This is a genomic window from Mycobacterium terramassiliense (genome assembly GCF_900157385.1).
Classification (GTDB): domain Bacteria; phylum Actinomycetota; class Actinomycetes; order Mycobacteriales; family Mycobacteriaceae; genus Mycobacterium; species Mycobacterium terramassiliense.
Map to the genome: position 1 here is coordinate 17293 of NZ_LT717700.1, position 23821 is coordinate 41113.

General features: G+C 70.3%; 25 protein-coding genes. 16 read left to right on the forward strand and 9 right to left on the reverse strand.

What is annotated here, in order from left to right; all coding sequences use genetic code 11:
* Positions 1–18 precede the first annotated feature (18 nt).
* From crtI to MTAB308_RS08045, 9 genes are all read left to right on the forward strand, one after another.
* Positions 19–1536 carry a phytoene desaturase family protein gene (gene crtI, locus MTAB308_RS08005; protein WP_077098999.1) on the forward strand — a complete coding sequence of 506 codons (1518 nt, stop codon included), beginning with the start codon at positions 19–21 and terminating at the stop codon, positions 1534–1536.
* Entirely contained in the window at positions 1533–2465 is a 933-nt protein-coding gene (locus MTAB308_RS08010; RefSeq protein WP_077099000.1) for a phytoene/squalene synthase family protein, read from the forward strand. The genes crtI and MTAB308_RS08010 overlap by 4 nt, the downstream gene beginning before the upstream one ends.
* Positions 2462–2785, forward strand: a complete 324-nt coding sequence (locus MTAB308_RS08015; RefSeq protein ID WP_077099001.1) for a lycopene cyclase domain-containing protein — start codon at positions 2462–2464, stop codon at positions 2783–2785. Before MTAB308_RS08010 ends, MTAB308_RS08015 begins: the two co-directional genes overlap by 4 nt.
* Positions 2782–3093, forward strand: coding sequence for a lycopene cyclase domain-containing protein (locus tag MTAB308_RS08020; protein WP_077099002.1), 312 nt, complete (start codon positions 2782–2784; stop codon positions 3091–3093). The genes MTAB308_RS08015 and MTAB308_RS08020 overlap by 4 nt, the downstream gene beginning before the upstream one ends.
* Positions 3080–3805 (forward strand): class I SAM-dependent methyltransferase, encoded by a 726-nt coding sequence (locus MTAB308_RS08025; RefSeq protein WP_077100045.1) that lies wholly within the window; start codon positions 3080–3082, stop codon positions 3803–3805. Before MTAB308_RS08020 ends, MTAB308_RS08025 begins: the two co-directional genes overlap by 14 nt.
* The gene (locus tag MTAB308_RS08030) at positions 3802–5322 is read left to right on the forward strand and encodes an FAD-dependent oxidoreductase (protein WP_077099003.1); all 1521 of its coding nucleotides are present in this window, start codon (positions 3802–3804) and stop codon (positions 5320–5322) included. Before MTAB308_RS08025 ends, MTAB308_RS08030 begins: the two co-directional genes overlap by 4 nt.
* Positions 5319–6311: a DUF5914 domain-containing protein gene (locus MTAB308_RS08035; RefSeq protein ID WP_077099004.1), complete on the forward strand. Its 993-nt coding sequence runs from the start codon at positions 5319–5321 to the stop codon at positions 6309–6311. The genes MTAB308_RS08030 and MTAB308_RS08035 overlap by 4 nt, the downstream gene beginning before the upstream one ends.
* A gap of 47 nt (positions 6312–6358) precedes the next feature.
* On the forward strand, positions 6359–6715 hold the full coding sequence (locus MTAB308_RS08040; protein ID WP_077099005.1) for a DUF2784 domain-containing protein: 357 nt from the start codon (positions 6359–6361) through the stop codon (positions 6713–6715).
* A gap of 169 nt (positions 6716–6884) precedes the next feature.
* Entirely contained in the window at positions 6885–7409 is a 525-nt protein-coding gene (locus tag MTAB308_RS08045; protein ID WP_077099006.1) for a MarR family winged helix-turn-helix transcriptional regulator, read from the forward strand.
* On the opposite strand, the gene MTAB308_RS08050 is transcribed toward MTAB308_RS08045, so the two are convergent.
* The 4 genes from MTAB308_RS08050 to MTAB308_RS08065 are packed head-to-tail and all read right to left on the reverse strand — an operon-like array spanning position 7368 to position 10761.
* Positions 7368–8621: a glycosyltransferase gene (locus MTAB308_RS08050; protein ID WP_077099007.1), complete on the reverse strand. Its 1254-nt coding sequence runs from the start codon at positions 8619–8621 to the stop codon at positions 7368–7370. The genes MTAB308_RS08045 and MTAB308_RS08050 overlap by 42 nt on opposite strands.
* 12 nt (positions 8622–8633) lie before the next feature.
* Positions 8634–9680 carry a type 2 isopentenyl-diphosphate Delta-isomerase gene (gene fni / locus MTAB308_RS08055; protein ID WP_077099008.1) on the reverse strand — a complete coding sequence of 349 codons (1047 nt, stop codon included), beginning with the start codon at positions 9678–9680 and terminating at the stop codon, positions 8634–8636.
* Complete coding sequence (locus tag MTAB308_RS08060; protein ID WP_077099009.1) at positions 9677–10180, reverse strand: TspO/MBR family protein; 504 nt, start codon at positions 10178–10180, stop codon at positions 9677–9679. Before MTAB308_RS08060 ends, fni begins: the two co-directional genes overlap by 4 nt.
* 2 nt (positions 10181–10182) lie before the next feature.
* Positions 10183–10761 (reverse strand): SOUL family heme-binding protein, encoded by a 579-nt coding sequence (locus tag MTAB308_RS08065; protein WP_077100046.1) that lies wholly within the window; start codon positions 10759–10761, stop codon positions 10183–10185.
* Positions 10762–11012: 251 nt separating this feature from the next.
* On the opposite strand from MTAB308_RS08065, the gene MTAB308_RS08070 reads away from it, so the two are divergent.
* Positions 11013–13247: an MMPL family transporter gene (locus MTAB308_RS08070; protein WP_077099010.1), complete on the forward strand. Its 2235-nt coding sequence runs from the start codon at positions 11013–11015 to the stop codon at positions 13245–13247.
* Here the strand turns inward: MTAB308_RS08070 and MTAB308_RS08075 are convergent.
* Positions 13198–13680: a MarR family winged helix-turn-helix transcriptional regulator gene (locus tag MTAB308_RS08075; RefSeq protein ID WP_077099011.1), complete on the reverse strand. Its 483-nt coding sequence runs from the start codon at positions 13678–13680 to the stop codon at positions 13198–13200. The two genes, MTAB308_RS08070 and MTAB308_RS08075, sit on opposite strands and share 50 nt — an antisense overlap.
* Before the next feature lie 75 nt (positions 13681–13755).
* On the opposite strand from MTAB308_RS08075, the gene MTAB308_RS08080 reads away from it, so the two are divergent.
* From MTAB308_RS08080 to MTAB308_RS08095, 4 genes are all read left to right on the forward strand, one after another.
* On the forward strand, positions 13756–15819 hold the full coding sequence (locus tag MTAB308_RS08080) for an MMPL family transporter (protein ID WP_425436265.1): 2064 nt from the start codon (positions 13756–13758) through the stop codon (positions 15817–15819).
* Positions 15816–16295, forward strand: a complete 480-nt coding sequence (locus tag MTAB308_RS08085) for a TspO/MBR family protein (protein ID WP_077099013.1) — start codon at positions 15816–15818, stop codon at positions 16293–16295. The genes MTAB308_RS08080 and MTAB308_RS08085 overlap by 4 nt, the downstream gene beginning before the upstream one ends.
* Positions 16296–16307: 12 nt before the next feature.
* Entirely contained in the window at positions 16308–17639 is a 1332-nt protein-coding gene (locus tag MTAB308_RS08090) for a cryptochrome/photolyase family protein (RefSeq protein ID WP_077099014.1), read from the forward strand.
* 79 nt (positions 17640–17718) lie between these two features.
* Positions 17719–18261 carry an anti-apoptotic protein gene (locus MTAB308_RS08095; RefSeq protein ID WP_077099015.1) on the forward strand — a complete coding sequence of 181 codons (543 nt, stop codon included), beginning with the start codon at positions 17719–17721 and terminating at the stop codon, positions 18259–18261.
* A gap of 6 nt (positions 18262–18267) precedes the next feature.
* Here MTAB308_RS08095 and MTAB308_RS08100 read toward each other — a convergent pair whose 3' ends face one another.
* The gene (locus tag MTAB308_RS08100) at positions 18268–19005 is read right to left on the reverse strand and encodes an acyltransferase (RefSeq protein ID WP_077099016.1); all 738 of its coding nucleotides are present in this window, start codon (positions 19003–19005) and stop codon (positions 18268–18270) included.
* A 78-nt stretch (positions 19006–19083) separates the two neighbouring features.
* Between MTAB308_RS08100 and MTAB308_RS08105 the strand changes: the two genes are divergently transcribed.
* Complete coding sequence (locus MTAB308_RS08105) at positions 19084–20406, forward strand: outer membrane protein assembly factor BamB family protein (RefSeq protein WP_077099017.1); 1323 nt, start codon at positions 19084–19086, stop codon at positions 20404–20406.
* The gene (locus MTAB308_RS08110; RefSeq protein ID WP_077099018.1) at positions 20403–20735 is read left to right on the forward strand and encodes a hypothetical protein; all 333 of its coding nucleotides are present in this window, start codon (positions 20403–20405) and stop codon (positions 20733–20735) included. Before MTAB308_RS08105 ends, MTAB308_RS08110 begins: the two co-directional genes overlap by 4 nt.
* A 139-nt stretch (positions 20736–20874) precedes the next feature.
* Here MTAB308_RS08110 and MTAB308_RS08120 read toward each other — a convergent pair whose 3' ends face one another.
* The 3 genes from MTAB308_RS08120 to MTAB308_RS08130 form a co-directional block, all read right to left on the reverse strand.
* Positions 20875–21570 carry an esterase gene (locus MTAB308_RS08120; RefSeq protein WP_077099019.1) on the reverse strand — a complete coding sequence of 232 codons (696 nt, stop codon included), beginning with the start codon at positions 21568–21570 and terminating at the stop codon, positions 20875–20877.
* Positions 21571–21639: 69 nt separating this feature from the next.
* On the reverse strand, positions 21640–22872 hold the full coding sequence (locus tag MTAB308_RS08125) for a class I SAM-dependent methyltransferase (protein ID WP_425436219.1): 1233 nt from the start codon (positions 22870–22872) through the stop codon (positions 21640–21642).
* Positions 22830–23804, reverse strand: a complete 975-nt coding sequence (locus MTAB308_RS08130) for a class I SAM-dependent methyltransferase (protein WP_077099020.1) — start codon at positions 23802–23804, stop codon at positions 22830–22832. Before MTAB308_RS08130 ends, MTAB308_RS08125 begins: the two co-directional genes overlap by 43 nt.
* Positions 23805–23821: the final 17 nt, after the last annotated feature.

The following is a 23821-nucleotide window of genomic DNA, read 5'->3' on the forward strand; positions in this document are numbered from 1 at the left end:
CGGCGAGGTATCGCGCTGATGCGTACGGTGCGTGGCCGAACCGATCGCGTCGTCGTGGTCGGCGCGGGATTCGCCGGCCTGGCCGCCGCGCTGCACCTGGCCGGCCGCGGCCGCGAGGTCACGGTGGTGGAGCGGGAGCCGTGGCCCGGCGGGCGGGCGGGCCGGCGCGACATCGACGGCTACCGCATCGACACAGGCCCGACGGTGATCACGATGCCGGACATCATCGACGAGGCGTTCGCCGCGGTGGGCGAAACCTCCACGGCAAGGCTCGATCTGCTGCCGGTGGATCCCGCCTACCGGGCGATGTTCGCCGACGGCAGCGCCATCGACGTCCACACCGACGCGGACCGGATGGCCGAAGCGGTGCGCGCCTTCGCGGGCCCGCGCCAGGCCGAGGGCTACCGGCGGTTGCGCGATTGGTTGGACCGGTTGTACCGCACCGAATTCGACGGCTTCATCGCGGCGAACTTCGACTCCCCGCTGTCGCTGTTGAACGGCCGGCTGGCCAGGCTGACGGCGCTCGGCGGATTCCGCCGCTGGGACACGATGGTCAAGCGCCACGTCAGCGACCCGCAGTTGCGTCGCGTGTTCACCTTCCAGTCTCTGTACGCCGGTGTCGCGCCGCAGCACGCCCTGGCGGTCTATGCGGTCATCGCCTACATGGACACCGTCGCCGGCGTGTTCTTTCCGCGCGGCGGCGTGCGCGCGCTGCCCGATGCGCTGGCGGCGGCCGCCGCCGACGCCGGGGTGCGGTTCTGTTACGGGTCGACGGTCACCCGGCTGGAGCACACCGGCGAGCGGATCACGGCTGTGCACACGCAGGATCGGCGCTTCGCGTGCGACGCGGTGGTCTTGACGACCGAGTTGCCGCAGACCTACCGCCTGCTCGGCCGGCAGCCGCGGCGGATTCTCCCGCCGCGCGCGGCCCCGTCCGCGGTGGTGCTGCACGTGGGCTGCCCGGCCGCGAGGGCGCAAAGCGCCCACCACACCATCCTTTTCGGCTCGGCGTGGGAGCAGACGTTCGACGACATCATCCGCAACGGCCGGCTCATGACCGACCCGTCATTGCTGGTCACCCGGCCAACGGCCAGCGATCCGAGCCTGGCTCCCGCCGGCCGCGACCTGCTCTACGTGCTGGCTCCGGCGCCGAACCTCTCGCGCGGCGACATCGACTGGTCGCGCACCGGCGGCGCGTACGCGGACTCCCTGCTCGAGGTCGTGCAGGAAAGGCTGTTGCCCGGCCTGCGCGACGGCGCCCGCCTGTTGCACGTCGACACCCCGGCCGACTGGGCCCGCCAGGGCATGGCGGCCGGCACACCGTTTGCGCTGGCCCACACGTTCGCCCAGACCGGGCCGTTCCGGCCGGCCAACACCGTGCGCGGCATCGACAACGCGGTGCTGGCCGGGTCGTCGACGCTGCCGGGCGTGGGGGTGCCGACCACGCTGATCTCCGGGCGGTTGGCCGCCGACCGCATCACCGGGATGTCCGGCCGCACAACCAGTACCGTCGACCTGAAGGCCGGATCGCGATGATCCGCACGGAGCTGGACGCCGCCGGGATCTCCGACGCGCGGCTGCGCGCGGCGTATCGAAGCTGCCGGCAGATCGCCGCCGCGCATGGCCGCACCTATTTCCTCGCCACCCGGCTGCTCGCCCCGGACCAACGACCGGCCGTGCACGCGTTGTACGGCTTCGCCCGCCACGCCGACGACATCCTCGACGAGCTCAACCCGGCGCTGGACGTGGCCGCGCGGGCGCAGCGGCTGCAGCGGCTGTCGGAGCGCTTCTTCGCCGGCGGCGAACACCACGACGAGCCCCTCCTCGCCGCGGTCGAGCACACCGTGCGCCGCTACGGTATCTCCAGTGATCTGTTCGAGGACTTCCTGGATTCCATGCGCATGGACCTCACCGTCACCGATTATCCGGATCGCGCGGCGCTCAACCGCTACATGCGCGGCTCCGCGGAAGTCATTGGCCTGCAGATGCTTCCGATCCTGGGCACCGTTGGGCCCGCCGACGAGGCGGCCCCCTACGCGGCGGCGCTGGGCCGGGCGTTTCAGCTCACCAATTTCCTGCGGGACATCGACGAGGACCTCGCGCGCAACCGCATCTATCTGCCGGCCGACGAACTCGCCGCGTTCGGGGTGGACCGCGAGCTGATGCTGTGGTGTCACGCCCACCGGCGCACCCACGCCCGGGTGCGGACGGCGCTGGCCGCCCAACATGACATCACCCGGGAGATCTACCGTTTCGCGGCCGACGGGATCGCGATGCTGGCCCCGCGGTCCCGGCCGTGCGTGACCACCGCGCTGACGCTGTACTCCGAAATCCTGGATTGCATTGAAGCCAGCGACTTCTCGGTGTTCACCCGGCGTGCCACCGTCGGCAACGCGCGACGGCTCCGGGTCGCCGGTGGCGCGCTGCTGCAGTCGTGGCGGGCCCGGATGAGGGGCGCGGCGTGACCGACCGGTGGCAGTACCTGATCGTCCTCGGCCTGTGCCTGGCGATCACGGCGCCGCTGGAGCTGTTCGCCGCCGGCGTCTACCGCCAGCCGCGCCGGCTCGCGCGAGCCGTGCTGCCGGTGGCGGCGCTGTTCCTCGTGTGGGACGCGGTGGCGATCCGCGCCGGCGTGTGGACATACAACGGCGAGTACATCACCGGCCTGCATCTCCCCTTCGGGGTGCCCATCGAGGAAGTGCTGTTCTTCGTGGTGATTCCGCTGTGCGGGCTGCTGACCTACAACGCCGTGAGCGCCATCCTCGATCGGAGCAGGCGCCGATGAGCGGGCTGGGCTACACGGTGCCGGCGATCGTGTCGGTCCTGGCGGTGTGCGCGCTGGAGTTCGCGCTGTTGCGCACCGGGCTGTTCCGGCGCCCCGCATACTGGCTGTCAATGGTGATCGTGCTCGGCTTTCAGGTTCCGGTCGACGGCTGGCTGACGAAACGCAGCGCCCCGATCGTGATCTACAACCAACGCCAGACCAGCGGCGTGCGGTTTCCGTTCGACATCCCCGTCGAGGACTTCCTGTTCGGGTTCGCGCTGGTCACCGCCGTGCTGCTGTTGTGGGAGCGTGGCCGTGCGGGTCGCTAAGACGGGTCTGCCCCGCGGCGACGTGCCCGGCGCCTTCGACGGCGGCGCGGCGGCCTATGACCGGCTGGTCGGCGCCAACCCGTCCTACCACACGAACCTGGCGCTCTCGGCGAACCGGATGGGGCTGCCGGCGGGGGGCCGGGGTCTGCGCCTGCTGGACGCAGGATGCGGCACCGGCGCGTCGACGGCCGCGCTGCTGGCGGCGGCCCCCGAGGCGCAGATCGTCGCCGTGGACGCCGCGAACGGAATGCTCGACGCGGCACGGGCGAAGGCGTGGCCACCGTCGGTCCGGTTCGTGCACGCCCGCGTCGAAGAGCTCCACGAGCACGGCGTCACCGGGCCGTTCGACGGCATTCTGGCCGCCTACCTGCTGCGCAACCTCGCAGACCCCGACGCACAGCTTCGCGCCTTTCGCGCCCTGCTTCGCCCCGGCGGCACGCTGGCGCTGCACGAGTACTCGGTGCGCGATTCCGTCGCGGCGACGTTGACCTGGCACGCGGTGTGCTGGGGCATCATCATCCCCACCGGCTGGTGGCGCACCCGCGACACCACGCTGTACCGGCATCTGTGGCGCAGCGTCCTCGCGTTCGACGGGGCGGCACGGTTGCAGCGGCGGGTGCGCGACGCCGGATTCACCGGCGTGCGCAGCGCCACCATGCCGGGCTGGGAACACAACGTCGTGCACACCGTCCTGGGCGAGGCCCCGCAATGACCGACCGCCGCCGACGCATCCACCCACCTACGCCGGGCCTGCCTGGCGCGAGCGCGCTCTCGTCGCGGCCCCGCGCCGTGGTGGTCGGCGCCGGAATCGCCGGTCTGACGGCGGCCACCGCGCTCGCCGAACGTGGCGTCGCCGTGGACCTGGTGGAGCGCGAGGATTACCTGGGCGGCCGGGTGGGCGGCTGGACCGAACACCACGACGGCGCCGAGCTCGCGATGAACCGCGGGTTCCACGCCTTCTTCCGTCAGTACTACAACCTGCGCGCCCTGCTGCGCCGGGTCGACCCGCAGCTGCGCATGCTCGCCCCCGTCGAGGATTACCCGCTCATCGACGGCGCGGGGCGCCGCGACAGCTTCCGCGGGTTGCCCCGCACCCCGCCGTTCAACGCCTTGGCATTCGCGTTGCGCAGCCCGACGTTTCGGCTCGGCGACCTGGCGCGCATCAACGCCCGGGCCGCCGCGCCGCTGGCCGCGGTGTCGGTACCCGACATCTATCGACGGCTCGACCACGTCGACGCCGAGACCTTCTTGAAGAGCATCAACTTTCCCGAGTCCGCACGCCATCTCGCGTTCGAGGTGTTCTCCCGCAGCTTCTTCGCCGAGCCGGCGCAATTGTCCGCCGCCGAGCTGGCGACCATGTTTCACATCTACTTCCTGGGCTCCAGCGAAGGCCTGATCTTCGACGTCGCCACCGCGAATTTCGATGTCGCACTGTGGAATCCGTTGGGCGACTACCTGCGGGACCGCGATGTTCGGGTGCACCTTGGCGCGGGGGTGTCCCGCATCGAGCCCGGCGCATCAAAAAGCCTTCGCGTCCAGACCGATTCGGGTGAGCATTTCGACGCGGACGCGGTCGTGCTGGCGCTCGACGTCGGCGGCCTGCAGCGGGTGGCGGGCAAGTCGCCCGGGCTCGGCGACGATTCCTGGCGGAGCCGGATCCGGCGGCTGCGCACCGCGCCATCGTTCGTGGTGCACCGGCTCTGGCTCGACCGACCGGTCGATGGCCACCGGCCCGCCTTCCTCGGCACCGCCGGTCACGAGCCGGTCGACAACATCAGCGTGCTCGAGCGCTACGAACGCGACGCCGCCGCGTGGGCACGCCGGCACGGTGGGTCCGTCGTCGAATTGCACTCGTATGCGGCCGGCGCCGAATCGCCCGCCGCCGCGGCAATCGGTCGCTTGCACGAGCTGTATCCCGAAACCGCCTCGGCGCGAGCGGTTTACGAACGCGAACTGCGCCGCAGCGACTGCCCGTTGTTCGCGCCCGGGACGTACCAGCAACGCCCGACCGTGGGCACGCCGCACCCCGGGCTGGTGTTGGCCGGGGACGGGATCCGCATCGACCTGCCGGTGGCGCTGATGGAACGCGCAGCCACCACCGGATGGGCGGCCGCCAACCGGTTGCTTCAATCGTGGGGTCTTGCCGGCCACGAACTGTGCACGGTTCCCACCCGCGGGCGCTCGGCCCTGCTGCGGCCCCTCGCCGAACGCCAGGGGCGGCGGCGATGAGCTTCGTCGACCGCCTGCGTCGGCGGTCGAAAGACTGGCCCGTCGGCGTCGTCCCGCATGTCCCCTGGACACGGCAGCGCCCCACCTATCGCGACGCGCAACCGGGGATCATCAACGCCGCGTTGCAACGCTCCCAGCGGCGACCGACCGGAAACTGGTATGTGTTCGCCGCGAGCCGCGACGTGCGCAGCGGTCGCCCCCACGGCGCACGCGTCGCCGGCGTCGACCTGGTCGCGTGGCGCGACAAGCACCGCCGGCTGCGGGTCGGTCCGGCAAGCTGTCCGCACCTGGGGGCCGACCTCGCGACGGGGCTGGTGCGCGGTGGCGTCCTGTACTGCCGATGGCACGGGCTGGCCCTCGACGGCGAGACGTGCGAATTGCGTTGGGAGCCTTTCCCCAGCCACGACGACGGCGTGCTGGCGTGGGTGCGCCTCGACTCCGTGGGCGGAGAAGCCCCGCTGGACGAGCCGGTCATCGCGCCAAGGCCACCGGGCGGCACTCTCGCGGCGGTCACCAGCCTGGTCGGTCAGTGCGAACCGGCCGACATCCTGGCCAACCGGCTCGATCCCTGGCACGGCGCGTGGTTTCACCCCTACTCCTTCACCCGGCTGGAGGTGCTCACCACCCCCACCGAGGAGGACGACCGGTTTCTGGTCTCGGTGACCTTCCGGATGGGCCGCTTCGGCGTGCCCGTCATCGCCGAATTCACCACCCCCGAAGCGCGCACCGTCGTGATGCGCATCATCGAGGGCGAGGGAATCGGCAGCGTCGTCGAAACCCATGCGACGCCAATGGGTTCAGGGCCCGACGGCCGACCGCGCGTCGCCGTCATCGAAGCCATCGTCGCAACGTCGCAACGCCCGGGCTTCACCACCGCACGCCGCGCGGGTCCGTTGATCACCCCGCTGATGCGCTACGCCGCCACCCGGTTGTGGCGTGACGACATGGCCTATGCGGAGCGCCGCTACCGCCGACGCACGGGTGGCTAACATGGACGTGCCGCAGCACGTGCCACCACCGAAAGTCCGAACCAGCGATGAAGAAAGCCCATTTCGCCGTCGTGATCGTCAGCGTGGGTGCGCACTTCGCCTACCTCATCTACCTGCCCAGTGGCGGCTTCCTGGCGCTGCGCTGGCCGCGCACCATCTGGCTGCACCTGGCGAGCGTGTGCTGGGGCGTGGTGGTCGTGACGCTGCCGGTGCCGTGTCCGTTGACTTCCCTGGAAGATTGGGCGCGCGCGCGAGCCGGCATGAAGCCACTGCCTTCGACCGGGTTCGTCGACCGTTACGTCGACGGCGTTCTCTACCCGCCGGGCCGAACCGGTGCCGCCCAGGCCCTCGCCTTCGTCGCGGCGGCGATCTCGTGGATCGCACTGGCCCGACGGCGCGCGTGACGTCCGCCGGGCGGCTCGCCTTGTCGCGGTGGGGCGGGCACAAAGGGCGTCGCCTCCAGCCGGCGGCCACCGTGGCCGAAGTGACTACGATCCGGACGCGCGGCAGGTTGCACTAGGTCCTGGATAATGGCACGGATACGCTGGTGGGTCTTATGAAGGATGCGGGTAGGTGAGCAAGCGCCGCGCAGAGGATCCACCGCCCGGCCGGGCTGAGCTGGAGAGGCAGTTGTCGGCCGACATGCGGGCGATCACTGCGCAATCGGATCGCATCGGCCGCCACTTCGCACGCACGAACGCGGTCGGCAGCAGCGATTTCCACGCCCTGCTTCACATCATGGTCAGCGAAACGGCGGGAAAGCCGTTGACCCTGGCCCAACTGCGGCAGCGCATGGACGTATCGCCCGCGGCGATCACCTATCTCGTCGATCGGATGATCGAAGCGGGCCACATCCGGCGCGAACCCGATCCCGAGGACCGGCGGAAGTGGCTGCTGCGCTACGAGGAAAGCGGGATGACGTTGGCGCACGCTTTCTTCAGGCCGCTCGGTACCCATCTGAGCAAGGCCATGGCGGACTTGAGCGACAAGGACCTGCGCGCCGCTCACCGCGTTTTCTCGGCGATGATCACGGCGATGGCGACGTTCGAGGATGAGCTAGCCGGCACAGCCCCTCGGCGGCAGCAAACCACCCGTTAACCCCTGCTCGATCAGGTCCGCTCCCCGGGCCACGCCGCCGGTCGCCGCGAAACCGGCGGCCACCCGTCGCGCGCCCTCCGTCATGGTCATCGCCTCGCGCACGGCGGCACGCAGGCGCTCCACGGTCAGCCGCTTCGCCGGCAGCCGGGTGCCGCAGCGGGCCACCTGCACGCGGCGCGCGACTTCGGCCTGATCACGCGCAAAGGGCACCGCGCAGACCGGCACGCCGCGGTCCAGCGCCTTGACCGTGGTACCCATCCCGCCATGGGTGACCGCACAGATCGCACGGTCAAGCACCGCACCGTGATTGACAAACCGGCATACGGTGGCGTTGGCGGTGTGCGGCAGCCCCTCGGGCACGCCCGCCGGAAACGTGGCGACCACGTGGACGGGTTCATCGGCCAACGCCTGCAGGGCGATTCGGCCGAGCCGTGCGTCGGCCTGAGCGATGGAGGAGGTGCTGACCAACACGAGGGGCCGGTCGATGGCCGCGATCCAATCCGGGACGCTCGCGGGGGCCGGCTCGAACTCGCACGCACCGACGAAATGCACGTCGCGCCAATCGGGGTGCGGATACTCGAGAGGCTCTCCGCCGACCGCCAACAGCAGCGGGGCGCGGCGCATAAGCCCGTCCACCGACTTGACCGGCGGCACACCCAGTCCCGAGCGCAGGGCGTTGACCCGGGGCACTATCCGGCGATCGAACAGACAGCTGATGAACGGACGCATCGATGCGTCGCGGACCTTCCCGATCGGGCCGGGCAGCGGCCGCAGGCCGGGGCCAAAGGGCGGCGCCGCCCTCGACCTCAAGTAGGGCGTGAACGGCGAAAAGACCAGCCAGGGAACACCACTGGCCTCGGCCGCCGACGCGGCTCCCCAGCAGTTCGCGTCGACAATGACCGTGTCGGGCCGCACCCGTTCCAGCGCGCTTCGCAGGTCGTCGACCTCGATCACCGCGCGCCGGCACAGCACGTCGATCGTCGTCTTGAGGACCCCTAGGGCGTTGGGCGCCAGCCAATCCCGGCCGCTGATGGCCTCGATCCGCGCGTCCACCGCCTCGGTATGCACGCCGGCCGCACGCATGGCGGGCACCCCGCCGGCCAGGGTGCGCAGGTGAACCTGGTGGCCGCGCCCACCCAATTCCCGCAGCAACGCCCCCAGCGGATACAGGTGGCCCAGCGCGGGCGACCCGTAAGCCAGAATCACAGCCATGTGCCGTTGCTCTTACGGAATGGGTGTCACGCCAACGTTTCGCAGGGCCGGCAGGTCGGCCGCCCCACACCCGTGCAGGCAGATGCGGAGCTCGTCGATGAATCGCTGCAGCCAGGCCGTCGCGGCCTCAACCGACTCGATCGCGGCCGGCAACAGCGGCCGGGCCAAGGCCACCACGTCGGCGCCCAGGGCCAGCGCCTTGGCCGCGTCCATGCCGGTCCGGATCCCACCCGAGGCCACCAGCGGGATGGCCGGCAGCGCCGCGCGCACCTCCCCGATCGCCTGCGCGGTCGGTATGCCCCAGTCCGCCAGGCCCGGGTACCGCAGTTCGCCGTAGCGGACCAATTGCTCGACGCGCGACCACGAGGTTCCGCCGGCTCCGGCCACATCGATGGCCGCCACCGGCGGCTCCCCCGACAGGCGCAGCAATTCGCCGATCGCTGCGGCGCCGAGCCCGTGCCCAACCTCCTTCAGCAGCACCGGGTAGCCCAGCATGTCGGCCAGGTCATGCAGCCGGTCCAGCGACCCCGCGAAGTCGGTGTCGCCGTGGTGCTGGACGGCCTCCTGCAGCGGATTGGTGTGCACGGCAAGCGCATTCGCCCCGACCCGGTCGAGCGCTTGAACGATGTCGGGCACCGCGTCCTTGGTCAACTGGGACAGGCCGATGTTGCCGAACAACAGCACGTCGGGCGCCACGTCGCGCACGGCGAAGCTGGCGGCGGCCCGCTCCCCCAGGACGCTGTCGAGCATCACGCGCTGTGACCCCAGCATCATTCCGATGCCGAGGCGCTGCGCGGCGGCGGCCAGATTCCGGTTGATGGTGCCCGACAACTCCGCTCCGCCGGTCATGGCGCCGATCAGAACGGGCGCTTGCAACCGCGCGCCGAGAAATTCGGCGCGCAGGTCGATGTCGTCCAGATTGGTCTGGGTGAGGCCGTTGTAGGGCAGCGCGTAGCGTTCCAGGCCCGTCGTCACACCCCGATAGCCCACATCGCCGTCGAGGCAGACGTCGATGTGGCGGCGCTTGCGGGTGGGCATTTCGCCACGGTCGGCCGTCATGGCACGTCAATCCTAGCGCGGCGATTCAACATCCAGATGTGGGTCGACAGCACAAAGGCAAACGCGCACCAGGCGGGATACAGGCACAGCCACGCGGCCCGCCCGCCACGGACCGCGATGGCGCGCCGGGCCAGGTCGGCGCTGCTCGCGGTCAGCGCGGCGTTCACCGCGACCGCGGCCGCCAGACGGTGTCGATTGAAGAACACCCACGACCAGCTGGCATTCAGCAAAAGATTGACCGCCAGAGCACCCAGGTAGGAGCGGGCCGCAGGCGCGTTCCCGGCGGCACGGAGCCGGTCGAAGGTGGCCGCGGACACCGCCGCGATGTCGGTGTACAAAACCGGCCAGACGACGGGAAAGGCCGACCGCGGAGGCTGATAGGCGGGTTTGCGCAGTTGCCGGTACCACACCGACTGACCGGCCGGCCGGGTGGCCAGACCTCCCACGGTAGCCGTCGCGACCACCGCCGCGGCGCTGGCGACGAATGTGGCTGTGCGCATGGTTACCGAGCCGGCGCTACGGGAACGGCAATCTCGTTGCGGCGCAGCGCCGGAACCGTCCAAGGCGGATCGTAGAACCAGGCCTCCGGGGTATCGACGGCCTCGAAACCCCTCTCGCGCAACGTGGTCATCAATTCGGCGGTGTGCGCGGCAATGGCGCGGCGGCTGCGGCTGCCCGTGAACCGGTGTACGGCGACCGTTTCCGGCGGCACGGCCACCAGCCTGACTTCGCCGTCGTCGGGCTCGGGTAGGGACTCCAGCGTCTTGCCGGCCGGCATGAAAAACCGGATCACCCATTGGCGGTCGGCCGCCGCCTCTTGCGCCACCGGGGCGGTCATCGCGATCTTCTCGTGCACGCGGTTGCCGCCGAAGATGTAGCGGGCCAGGCGACGAAAGCCGGTATTGCGGGCGGCCTCTTCACCGGCGGTGACGGTCGTCTCCGCGGCAACCCGGGCGCCGTAGCGGCGGATCTCGACGTCCGCGGTCAGCTGCTCGGCGCTGTAGTCCGGCTCTTTGGTGCCGTGGCGGTAGCCCACCACCGAGCCCGCCGCATCGATGACCTGGCCAATCATGGCTCCCATCGACCCGAACACATTGCCACCTCGTTCCTTCGATCGGTAATTAATTTCTACCCCGGGTCGTCACCGGGCAACCCACTTCGGCGCGTCGAATCTTCGACGGTCCACGGGCGTCAGCCTAGCGGAATTTCCAGATTTAGTTAAGTACTTGAATGTTTAAGAAACTTAACCTACTGTTCGAGGTGGCGCGCAGGGCGGCCCAAAGCGCTGCTGGGCATGGCCATCGCGGCCGCGATCACTGCAGAGGGCGGTGCATGTTAACGCGAATGGCCCGACTCGCCGTCACCACGCCGCGGCGGATCGTCGGAATCACGGTGCTGTTCGTGATCGCTGCCGCCGCGTTCGGCATACCCGCCGCGTCCAAGCTCTCGCCCGGCGGATTCCTCGACCCGGCCTCCGAATCGGCCCGCGCCGCCGCGACGCTCGCCGAAAAGTTCAATCAGGGCGGCATGGACCTGGTGGTGGTGGTGAGTTCGGAACGCGGCGCCAAAGACGCACACGCACACGCCGTCGGCGCCGACATCGCCCGACAGCTTTCCCAATCACCGTTTGTGTCGCAGGTGACATCGCCCTGGGACGGCCAAACCACCCCGGGGTTGTTCAGCGCCGACGGAAAGACCGCGATGATTCTCGTCGCACTCAAAGGCGACGAAAAGAGCGCGCCCAAGCACGCCCGGACACTGGCGCAGCGGTTCGCGCACGACCATCAGGGGGTCACGGTACAAGCGGGCGGCTCGGCACTGGTCTACGAACAGGTCAACGAGCAGACCGAAAGAGACCTGCTGCGAATGGAAATCATCGCGATACCGCTGAGTTTCCTCGCACTGGTGTGGGTCTTCGGCGGCTTACTGGCCGCCGCACTGCCGGTGGCCGTCGGTGGGGTCGCGATTCTGGGTTCACTCGCCGTACTGCGCGCGGTCGCGCTGATCACCAACGTGTCGATCTTCGCCCTCAACGTGACCGTAGCGTTGGGATTCGCGCTGGCCGTCGACTACACGTTGCTGATCATCAGCCGGTACCGCGACGAAGTGGCCGCTGGGCGCGGTCGCGACGAGGCGCTGCTGAAAACCGTGACGACCGCTGGCCGCACCGTGCTGTTTTCGGCGGTCACGGTGGCCCTGGCCCTGGCCGCGACGGCACTGTTCCCGATGTACTTCCTCAAGTCCTTCGCCTATGCCGGGACGGCGGTGGTCGCGTTCGCCGCCCTGGCGGCGGTGGTCGTGGCGCCGGCCACACTGGCGTTGATCGGAGACCGGCTCGATGCACTGGACATCCGGAAACTGGGCCGTCGGCTGCTGGGCCGCCCCGCACCGCCCCAGCCAACGTTGGAAAGCAGCTTCTGGTACCGGACGGCGAAACTGGTGATGCGGCAAGCGATCCCGGTTGGCTTGGCGCTCACCGCTTTCCTGCTGGCGCTGGGCGCACCGTTCCTCGGTGTCAGATGGGGCTATCCCGACGACCGGGTCCTGCCGACATCGGCGTCAGCGCGGGCCGTGAGCGACCGGATCCGCAGCGAATTCCGCACGACTTCCGAGACCAAGGTCGTCCTGCCCGATACGGCCGGCGTCACCACGGCGGACCTGGATGATTACGCGATGCGGTTGTCTCTCGTCGCAGACGTCGCGGCGGTGTCGACGCCCACCGGCACTTTCGTCGCCGGTCAGCACGGCGGGCCGCCATCGGCTCCGAGCGGAATGGCCGCCGGCAGCGCCTACCTGACCATCCAGAGCACCGCCCCCCTCTACAGTCAAGCGTCTGAGATCCAGTTGGCGCGCATGCACGCGATCGCGCCACCGGGACACCAACCGGCGCAATTCACCGGGATGGCGCAAACGAATCGTGATTGCGTGAACGGCATTACGTCGCGACTGCCGTTCGTGTTCGCTTTCATCGCGGTCGTGACGTTGGTGCTGCTTTTTTTGCTCACCGGAAGCGTGATACTTCCGATCAAGGCGGTGCTGCTCAATCTGGTGTCGCTCACCGCCGTGTTCGGGGCGCTGGTGTGGATCTTCCAAGACGGCCACCTCGGCGCGGTGGGCACCACGTCGACCGGCACGCTGGCGGCGAACGTCCCGGTGCTGATGTTTTGCATCGCGTTCGGATTGTCGATGGATTACGAAGTCTTCCTGCTCGCCCGCATCCGCGAATACTGGCTGGAGTCGCCACGAACCCGCGCGGCCAACGACGAAAGCATCGCCCTGGGCCTGGCCCGCACGGGCAGGGTGATCACTGCCGCGGCGCTGCTCATGTCGATCTCGTTCGCGGCCCTGATTTCCGCAGGGGTGTCATTCATGCGCATGTTCGGATTGGGCCTGACCGTCGCGGTGTTGGTGGACGCGACGCTGGTGCGAATGCTGCTGGTGCCGGCCTTCATGCACGTGCTCGGCGGACTGAACTGGTGGGCGCCTGACCCGCTGGCGCAATGGCACCACCGGGCCTTCAGGGGGGTGAGTCCAATTCGCTCTGGAAGTGGCGCATTGCCGCAATGAGGGCGGTGAAGACCCGGTGCGCCGCGTCCAAATCAGCGTCGCTCAAGTCGTCGAGCGCGGCACGGGTGTGCATTCCCAGCGGATTGAAGAACGAGCGCGCGGTGTCCAGCCCGTCATCCGAGTACCGCAGGATGACCTTTCGCCGGTCGTCGGCGTGGGTATCCCGCCGGATATGGCCGGAGTTGATCATCCGCTCGACGAGGTAGGTGATCGCCGCCGCGGACAAACCCATCCTCTGGCGCAACTCCCCCGATGTCAGCGGAGCGCCCGCCGTTTCGGCCACCAGGATATGCAGCAGGGCGCGAAAGTCGCTGGGGCCCAGGTGATGCACCGCGGCGAAAACGCGACCCAACTGGTCGGATTCGGCGGTGAGGGCACGCGTATCGGCTGCTATCAGGGCTTCGAGCCGCACCCGTTCGGTGGTGGCTTCCATCAGAGTCGCAGCATACCGCGCAGAAGCCAGATTGTTAACTTGATTAATGGTTAAGTGACTGAAATGCTTGGACCCGTGATCTGGGACGCTCTCGCCGCGGCCGTGACGGGCCGGCGGTCGTGGCTGCCCGGATTGGCGGCGGTCCTGCTGGGTATCGGCCTCATGGTGGTCATCGGCGGGAACGCGGCGGCGAGCCGGGCTCCGCTGTCGGTGCCCGCGGCCTCCGATTCCGCCAAGGTCGACGCCCTGGCCCGTGCGTTCCCGGGCGGTGACCGCGCCACGCTGATCGTCGTCGTCAGCCGCGCCGACGGCGCGGCGCTGGATCCCGCCGACGTCGGCGCCGCCCAAGCGGCCCGCGACCGGATGCTCGGGCGCACCCACGACGGGACCCCGGCATCGGTGACGGTCTCGGCCGACGCCCACGCGGCCATCGGCCTGGTTTCCGTGGACGCCGGCCTGTCGGGCCTGGCGCTGGGCGATGCGGTCACGTCCCTGCGCGCCGCCGCCGCGGACGGCCTGCCCGCGAGCCTGCGGGCCCACGTCACCGGGGGCCCAGCGTTCGGCGCCGACATCGCCAACGCATTCACCGACGCCAACGTCACCCTGCTCGCGGTGACGGCGTCGGTGGTGGCGCTGCTGCTCATCGCGACCTACCGCTCGCCGGTCCTATGGCTGGCACCGCTGCTGGTGGTCGGGTTCGCCGACCGGGTGGCGACGGCGGCGGGCACCGCGATGGCGGGGCTGACCGGGCTGAGCTTCGACGGCGCCACGTCCGGGATCACCAGCGTGCTGGTGTTCGGCGCGGGCACCAACTACGCGCTGCTGCTGATTTCGCGTTACCGCCAAGAACTTTCGCGCCACCCCGAGCATCGAAGGGCCCTGCACCGGGCCGTGCGCAGGGCCGCGCCGGCCATCGTGGCCAGCAACGCGACCGTGGTGCTGGCGTTGCTGACCCTGCTGTTCGCCTCGACCCCGAGCACCCGCAGCCTGGGCGCCCTGGCCGCGTGCGGCCTGGTCGTCGCGGCGGTGTCCGTTCTGGTGGTGCTGCCGCCGGTGCTGGCGCTGTGCGGGCGGCGGTTGTTCTGGCCCTTCGTCCCACGCGCCGACGACGCGGACGCGCTCGATTCGGGGCCATGGCACCGGGTGGCCGAGCGGGTGGCCCGGCGCCCGGCCGTGGTGGCGGTGGTCGCGATCGCGCTCCTGGCGGCCCTCGCGACCGGTCTGCTGGGGACCCGAATCGGCCTGTCGCAGACCGAACAGTTCCGGGTCCATGCGGATTCGGTGGCCGGCTACGACGTTGTGGCCGCGCATTTTCCGGGCGGCCTGGCCAGTCCCACCGTGGTGATCGCCCCCTCCGCCGACGCGGCCCCGGTGCAGCGAGCGATCGGTTCCACCCCGGGCGTGGTCTCGGCGACCCCGACCGGCCGGTCCGCGGCGGGACTGACCAAGTGGTCCGTCGTGATCGACGCCCCGCCATCCTCCGGTGATGCCTTCAGAACCATTGCCGCGCTGCGGGATTCGACCAAGGCCGTCGCCCCCGCCGCGTTGGTCGGTGGCCCCGACGCGCAGGCACTCGACATCCGCGACGGCGCCGCGCACGATCGGCTGATGCTGATCCCGGCGATCCTGGCGGTGATCCTGGTCGTGCTGTATGTGCTGCTGCGCTCGGCACTGGCGCCGCCAATCCTGCTTGCCGCAACGATTCTCGGCGCGCTGGCCGCGCTGGGCGTCGGCGGCTGGGCCAGCAACCACGTCTTCGGATTCCCGGCGCTGGACAACGGCACACCGCTGTTCGCGTTCCTGTTCCTGGCCGCCCTCGGCGTGGACTACACCATCTTCCTGGTCACCCGCGCCCGCGAGGAGGCCGCGCAGCACGGCGCGGCCGACGGCATGGTGCGCGCGGTGTCGGCCACCGGCGGCGTCATCACCAGCGCGGGCATCGTCTTGGCGGCCGTGTTCTGCGTGCTGGGGGTGCTGCCGTTGATCGTGCTGACGCAGCTGGGCATCATCGTGGGCCTCGGCATCCTGCTCGACACCTTCGTCGTGCGGACCCTGGTGATACCCGCACTGTTCGCCCTTGTGGGCGACCGCATCTGGTGGCCCACCGACCCGACCCAACCGGAAGGAAGCACGACGTGAAACCCTCCACTCTCGCCGCAACCACCGTCGCCGTCGCGGCGGCGGCCGGCACCGGCAGCATCGCCAGCCCAATGCGGGTGCCCGCGTGGTACTCGCGGCTTCGCAAGCCTCCCTACCAGCCGCCCGGGGCCGCGTTCCCCCTGGTGTGGACCGCGCTCTACGGCGATATCGCGGTGACGTCCGCGGTGGCCATCGACCGGCTCCGCGCCACCGGACAAGACGACGAAGCGCGCCGCTACGCCGCGGCGCTGGGCGTGAATCTGGCGTTGAACGCCGGATGGAGTTGGCTGTTCTTCCGGTATCACAAGCTCGGCGCTGCCGCGCTGGGCGCCGCGGCACTGACGGCGAGCAGCGCGGACCTCGCGCGCCGCGCCGCGCGGGCCGACCGGCGGGCCGGCGCGGCGCTGTCGCCCTACCCGGTGTGGTGCGCCTTCGCCACCGTCCTGGCCACCCATGTGTGGCGGCTGAACCGCTGAGGGGACCCGATCATGCCGACGGTGCTGTGGTTTCGCCGCGATCTGCGGTTGCACGACCATCCCGCCCTGGCCGCGGCCGCCCGAGACGACGGGGAGGTGCTCGCCTGCTTCGTCGTCGATCCGCGGCTCGAAGCCTCCTCGGGCCGGCGCCGGCTCCAATTCCTGGGTGACTCGCTGCGCCGGCTGCGCGACGACCTGGACGGCCGGCTGCTGGTGACCCGCGGCCGGCCCGAGACGCGGATCTCGCGCATCGCCGAGGAGATCGGCGCGTCGTCGGTGCACGTCTCGGAGGATTTCGCGCCGTACGGGGTGCGCCGCGACGAAAGGGTCCGCGCGGCATTGGGTTCCGTGCCGCTGGTGGCGACGGGCTCGCCGTACCTGGTCTCCCCCGGTCGGGTGGTCAAGAAGGACGGCTCCCCCTACCGGGTGTTCACCCCGTTTCTGCGGGAGTGGCGCGAGGTCGGCTGGCCGGCGCCGGCGACATCGGGCGCCGCCGTCGCGCGCTGGCTCGATCCGGCGCGGCTGCGGACTGCACGTTGCGAGATACCCGATCCCGGCGCGGCGCTCGACGTGGCCGCCGGTGAGGCGGCGGCGCGCAGGCAGTGGAAGGCGTTCGTGCACAACGGATTGCACCGCTACTCCCACGACCGTGACCGGCCCGGCGTGGCGGGAACCAGCAGGATGTCGGCGCACCTGAAGTTCGGATCCATCCATCCCCGCACCCTGGCCGCCGACCTCGATCCGCGCGGCGCGGGCGCGCAAGCCTTCCTGCGGGAGTTGGCCTTTCGCGACTTCTACGCCGACGTCCTGCACCACTGGCCGGCCAGCGCCTGGCGCAATTGGAACGAACACTTCGACGGCATCCAGACCGATGCGGGGCCCGAAGCCGAGCGCCGCTTCGCGGCCTGGAAGGCCGGTCTGACCGGGTTTCCGTTCGTCGACGCCGGGATGCGTCAGCTTCGCGAGACCGGCTTCATGCACAACCGGGTGCGCATGATCGTCGCGTCGTTTCTGGTCAAAGACCTGCACCTGCCGTGGCAGTGGGGCGCCGCCTGGTTCCTGGATCAGCTTGTCGACGGCGACATGGCCAACAATCAGCACGGCTGGCAGTGGTGCGCCGGATCCGGCACCGACGCCGCGCCGTATTTCCGGATCTTCAACCCGATCACGCAGGGCGAGAGGTTCGATCCCTCCGGCGATTACATCCGGCGCTGGGTGCCGGAATTGCGCTCGGCCGACGACGCGCACCTGCGCAAAGGGGAACGGCCGCAGGGGTACCCGGCGCCGATCGTCGACCATGGCGCCGAGCGCGCCGAGGCGCTGCGCCGCTATCAGAGCATCTGAGCGATTTCCGCCGCCCGAAGCTAATTGGCATGCAATTATCAGCCGACTCACAGTTGTCGATTCGCCCTCGGGAGGCGCTATGGCTCGCTCGATCGTCCGGACATTGATGGTTGCGGGTGCCGCCGCGGGGCTGATGGCCGGCGTCGGCGCCTGTTCGTGTTCGGTCACGTCGAAGCACGCGGTGAGCAAGGGCGACGTCGCCGGCCAGATCAGCGCCAAGATGACCGACGCCGCCGGCAACAAGCCGGAGTCGGTGACGTGCCCCGACGACCTGGCCGCCAAGGTGGGGGCGCAGCTGAACTGCACCATGAAGGTCAAGGATCAGACCTTCAACGTGAACGTCACGGTCACCAGCGTCAACGGCAACGACGTCAAGTTCGACATGGTGGAGACCGTCGACAAGAACCAGGTGGCCAGCATCCTCAGCAAGAAGCTGACCCAGCAGGTGGGCCGCAAGCCCGACTCGGTGACCTGCCCGGACAACCTGAAGGGCGTCGAGGGCGCCACGCTGCGGTGCGAACTCACCGACTCCGGCCAGAAGTACGGCATCGCGGTGACCGTCACCAGCGTCGACGCCGGGGATGTCAACTTCGACTACAAGGTCGACGGTCACGCCGAATAGGGCTGGCTAGCGCGCCGCCTTCTTGCGCTCGATGTCGGCCAGGGCGGCCGCGAGTTCGGCGCGCTGCGCGGCCGAGCTCTCCCACGACAGCTGCCGGTTCTTGACCACCTTGGCCGGGGCGCCGACCGCGATCGAGTAGTCGGGGATGACGCCGCGAACGACCGCGTGCGACCCCAGCACGCAACCGCGCCCGATGGACGTGCCGCGCAGGATCGTCACCTTGACCCCGACCCAGGTGTCGGGCCCGATCCGGACCGGGGACTTGACGATGCCCTGGTCCTTGATCGGCAGGTTGATGTCGTCCATGCGGTGGTCGAAATCGCAGACGTAGCACCAGTCGGCCATCAGCACCGAGTCGCCGAGCTCGATGTCGAGATAGGTGTTGATGACGTTGTCGCGGCCCAGCACGACCTTGTCGCCGAACCGCAGCGAGCCCTCGTGCGCGCGAATGGTGTTCTTGTCCCCGATGTGCACCCAGCGGCCGATCTCCAGCTCGGACAATTCGGGCGTCGCGTGGATCTCGACGCCCTTGCCCAAAAACACCATCCCGCGGGTGATGATGTGCGGATTGGCCAGCTTGAACTTCAGCAGCCGCCAGTAGCGCACCAGGTACCACGGGGTGTAGGCGCGGTTGGCCAGCACCCACTTCAGCGAGGCCAGCGTGAGGAACTTGGCCTGGCGAGGGTCCCGCAGGTTCGATCCACGCCAGCGGCGATGAAGCGGAGCATTCCACATGCTCGTCATGGCCGGAAAGCCTATCGGAGGGCGCACGCGTTACCCTCACCTGTACTCGACTGCTCACGTAGAAGGATTTGGAAACAGGTGCTTGTCCGACATCGCCTGCGTGGGCTTCGGCGTTGGTGGTGTGCGGCGCTGGCGGCCGCCCTCACTGTCGGGCTCGGGGGCTGCGGCAACACCGACTCGTGGGTCGATTCCTCGCCCGCGCAGGGCTGGCCCGCGCAATACGGCGACGCCGCCAACAGCGGCTACACCACGACGGGCGGCGCGAGCAAGCTGTCGCTGCAGTGGACGCGATCGGTCAAGGGCAGCCTCGCCGCCGGGCCGGCGCTGAGCGCCCGCAGCTATCTCGCCCTCAACGCCCAGACCTCGGCCGGGTGTTCGCTGATGGAGTGGCAAAACGACGACAACGGCCGCCAGCGCTGGTGCGTCCGGCTGGCCCAGGGCGGCGGTTTCGCCGGCCCGCTGTTCGACGGCTTCGACAACCTCTACGTCGGCCAACCGGGGGCCTTCCTGTCGTTTCCGGTGACCCAGTGGACGCGATGGCGGCAGCCGGTGATCGGAATGCCCACCACCCCAAGGTTTCTCGGCAACGGCCAGTTGCTCGTCACGACGCACCTGGGCCAGGTGCTGGTCTTCGACTCCCACCGCGGCGAGGTGGTCGGTAGCCCACTGGATCTGGTGGACGGCGTCGATCCCACGGACGCCACGCGAGGGTTGGCCGACTGCGCCCCGGCCCGTCAAGGCTGCCCGGTCGCGGGCGCGCCGGCCTACTCGGCGCGCAACGGGATCGTGGTGCTCGGCGTCTGGCAGCCGGGCGCTGCGGCGGCGGGGCTGGTCGGGCTGAAGTACCACGCGGGCCAGTCCCCGCTGCTGAGCCGGGAATGGACCAGCGACGCCGTGAGCGCCGGCGTCATCGCCAGCCCGGTGTTGTCCGCCGACGGGTCGACCATCTACGTCAACGGCCGCGACCAACGGCTGTGGGCGTTGCATGCCGCCGACGGGAAGGTGAAGTGGTCGGCGCCGCTGGGCTTTCTGGCGCAGACACCGCCCGCGGTCACGCCGCGGGGGCTGATCGTGTCGGGCGGCGGTCCCGACACCCGGCTGGCGGCGTTCAAGGACGCCGGCGATCACGCCGACGCGGCCTGGCGCCGCGACGACGTGACGCCGCTGTCGTCGTCGAGCCTGGCGGGCGGCGGCGTCGGCTACGCGGTGGTCGGCGGGCCGGCCGCCGACGGCGCGCCCGGCATGTCGGTGCTGGTCTTCGACCCCGCCGACGGTCACACCCTCAACAGCTATCCGCTGCCCGCGGCCAGCGGCTACCCCGTCGGCGTGGCGGTCGGCAACGATCGCCGGGTGGTCGCCGCCACCAGCGACGGTCAGGTCTACGGCTTCGCGCCGGCATGAGCACGCGCCGCGCCGACATCGCCGTGACGATCGTCCTGCTCGTCGTCCACGGGTTCTTGCTCGGGGCGACGGTGGTGCTGCTGGGCCTGCTCGTCATGGTCACCGACCCCTGCGGCTCGGTGCGCTGCGGCGATCCCGCCTGGATCGACCGCGCCACGGCCCTGGGGGTGTGGGGCGGCGCCGCCGTCCTGATCGCCGACCTGGCGCTCGCGGTGTACCTGCTCGCCCGGCGCCGCAGGGCCTTTTTCGTCCCGATCATCGGGTGCGCGGCGCAGGTCGCGCTGGCGGTCGGCGCCGCGGCGATGGAGTGGATGGCCGGGCCCGTCTGAGGCCGCGACGCGTCGAATGTGAATTCACGGCTTTGGGTGTGCGGCCAGGGCGGAGCTCGTCGGCGTGTCGCCGCCCAGGACGCACACGCAAAGCCCCGGGCGCACACTCAACGCCCCGAGCGCGCATACACGCCGGGCCCTATACCGCCAGCGGCGGAATGGCGTTGCGCGGCACCTGGGCCTGGGCCGGGCCGGCGAACGCCGGGAGCATCTCGCCCGGGGCGAAGTAGAAGATCAGCTGGTCGTCGGTGATGGCGAAGTTCTGATAGTGCGACGGGTCGAGCCCGTTGGAGGGCAAGATCGCCGCGCCGAACGGGTTCTGGCGGTTCAGGTCGCGCTGCACGATCGGGAAGATGCTGTCCAGCGGCGTCGTGCCCGGCGCGAACAGGTCGTCGAAGGTGATGGGCTGCTTGCTCCCCAGGTTGTAATTGAACGCCTTGTACCAGGTGGAGGTGCGTGACCCGCCGACATCCTGGAAGAACTTCAGCACGACGCTGCGGGTGTTGTGCGGCGGCTGGCCCCCGGTGTGCTGCTCGGTGGTGGCCTCCATCTGGTAGGGCTGATCGCGCGCCCCGGAGCCCTGGGCGACGTTGATGAACCCGTCGCGGTTCTGCGTGATGTAGTCGATCAGCGCCTGCTCGTCGGGGTAGTCGGCGGGAAACGTCATGTTGAGCGTGTAGGTGGGCCCGCTGGCGTGTACGCGACACATCTGCCCGGCCTCGACGGTGCCGCCCGCCCCGGCGCACGACGCCGGGTCGGCGGCCGAGCGCGGGGCCGACGGCCAGGCCAGCATGACCGCGGCGGACAGTGCCGCGGCCGCTATCGGGTAACGCATCGTCGAATTGTCCTCGCAGATTGAGGGCGGGGCGCCTACCAAAGTGACCGCAGCCAGCCTACCCGCGGCCTATCGCGAGGCGCGGCAGACGAAGGCCGTCGGATGGCCGGCCGCCCCGGAGCCGATGCGGGTGATGACCACCGAAAGCGGGCGCTGCCCCCGCGGCCGCAGCCGTCCGCGCAGCGCGTCGGGGTCGACGCGCACCCCGCGGACCAGGATCTCGAGCGCCCCGCAGTCCAGCGCCGCCAGGGCACGCCGCAGCTTGCGCTCGTCGAACGCCACCCGCTCGAGCACCTCGAAGCCGCGCACGCCCGGCGGCAGCCGATCCCCGGAGAGGTAGGCGATGTCGGGGTCGAGCTGCCACAGCGCGTGGCGGGCCGCGTAGTGACGCACCAGGCCGGCCCGGATCACGGCCCCGTCGGGGTCGACGATCCATCGCCCGGCGGGGCGCACCGGGCACTCGTCCGGATCGCTGTCGGTGATCTGCTCGCCGCGATCCAGCACGCTCGCCCGCCGGCGCACACCCGGCCCCGACAGCCCGCCCGACCACAGGCACGCCTCCCGGACCGACCCGCGATACGACGTCACCTCGATCTCGCCGCCGAAGCCGAGCCGCCGGACCTGTTCGAAATCGATTCCGGGGGAACACTTTACGGCGAACTCGCGGTCGCGGTAGGTGTCGATCAACGGGCCGAGGCCGGGCTGGTAATCGTCCACGCGCAAGCGGCGCCGCCCGCCGTGACGGCGCCCCGGGTCGGCGACGACGACCGCGTCGCGGGTCACCGGGCGCAGCGCGTCGGCGCGGCAGAGGCCGGCGGCCGCCCCGAGGTTGTGGCGCGCCATCGCCAGGCGCACCGGGTCGATGTCGCTGCCGACGGCCCGGATCCCCACAACGCTCAGCGCGGCCAGTTCGGTGCCGATCGAGCAGGTCGCGTCGTGCACCGCCGCGCCCGCTCGCGCGAGCCGGCCGGCCCGGTGCAGGGCCACCGGCGCGGCGGTGGCCTGCTGCAGCGCCTCGTCGGTGAACAGCCAGTTCCCCACGTCGCCGAGCTCGCCGAGCTTTTGCAGGGCGCGACGGCGCAGCAGCGCCGTCTCCACCAGCACCGGCGCCCGGTCGCCGAACCGGGCGCGCGCCGCGGCGACGTCGGCGACCCGGGTGGCTTCGGTCAGCTCGAGGCCGCCGACGAAGGCCAGCGCCGAGGCCCCCGATTCCGACCGCAGGTAGCTGACGTCGTCGCCGCCGAACCGCAGCCCGGCACTCAGGAGGGTTTGACCCCGGTGACCATCACGTTGTAGAACCAACCCTTCGGCACCACGTGCCGCGACACGTTGGCATCCACCCAGCTCAGGGCCTTCCAGCCGGTGAAGGCGAACTTCGCCCAGCCCCAGCCCAGGCGCCCCGGCGGTACCGCGCATTCGAACGTGCGCAGCGGCCAGCCCAGCATCGCGGCGGTGAACTCCACGGTGGCCGTGTGCACCTCGACCGCGCCGGCGCTGGTGGCCATCCGCTCCAGGTCCTGCGGTGCGAAGGTGTGCAGGTCGACGAGCGCCTCCAGCGCCGCCGCGCGCGAGGATTCGTCCAGCTCGGCCTGGGGGCGCCGCCAGCCACCCAGGCCCGGCAGCCGGGTGGCGTTCGTGACGATCCGCCAGGTCAGGGTGGACAGGGTGCGGGCGTATCCGTCTCCGACGGTGGTCGGCTCACCGGCGAAGACGAACCGGCCGCCCGGCCGCAGCACCCGGATCGCCTCGCGCAGCGACAGCTCGACGTCGGGGATGTGGTGCAGCACGGCGTGCCCCACCACCAAATCGAAGGTGTTGTCTTCGTAGGGGATGCCCTCGGCGTCGGCCACGCGCCCGTCGATGTCCAGGCCGAGCGCCTGCCCGTTGCGGGTGGCGACCTTGACCATGCCGGGCGACAGGTCGGTGACCGACCCGCGCCGCGCGACCCCCGACTGGATCAGGTTGAGCAGGAAAAAGCCTGTCCCGCAGCCCAATTCGAGGGCGCGGTCGTAGGGCAGCTCAGAAATGGCGTCGGTGGGCAGGATCGAATCGAAGCAGTCCCGCGCATAGTCGATGCAGCGCTGATCGTAGGAGATCGACCACTTCTCGTCGTAGGTCTCGGCCTCCCAGTCGTGGTACAGCACCTGGGCGAGCTTGCTGTCGTGGCGCGCGGCCTCCACCTGCTCGGCGGTGGCGTGCGGGTTGGGAACGGCGTCAGTCGAACTCGTCGTCATGCAGGGCAGCCTAATCG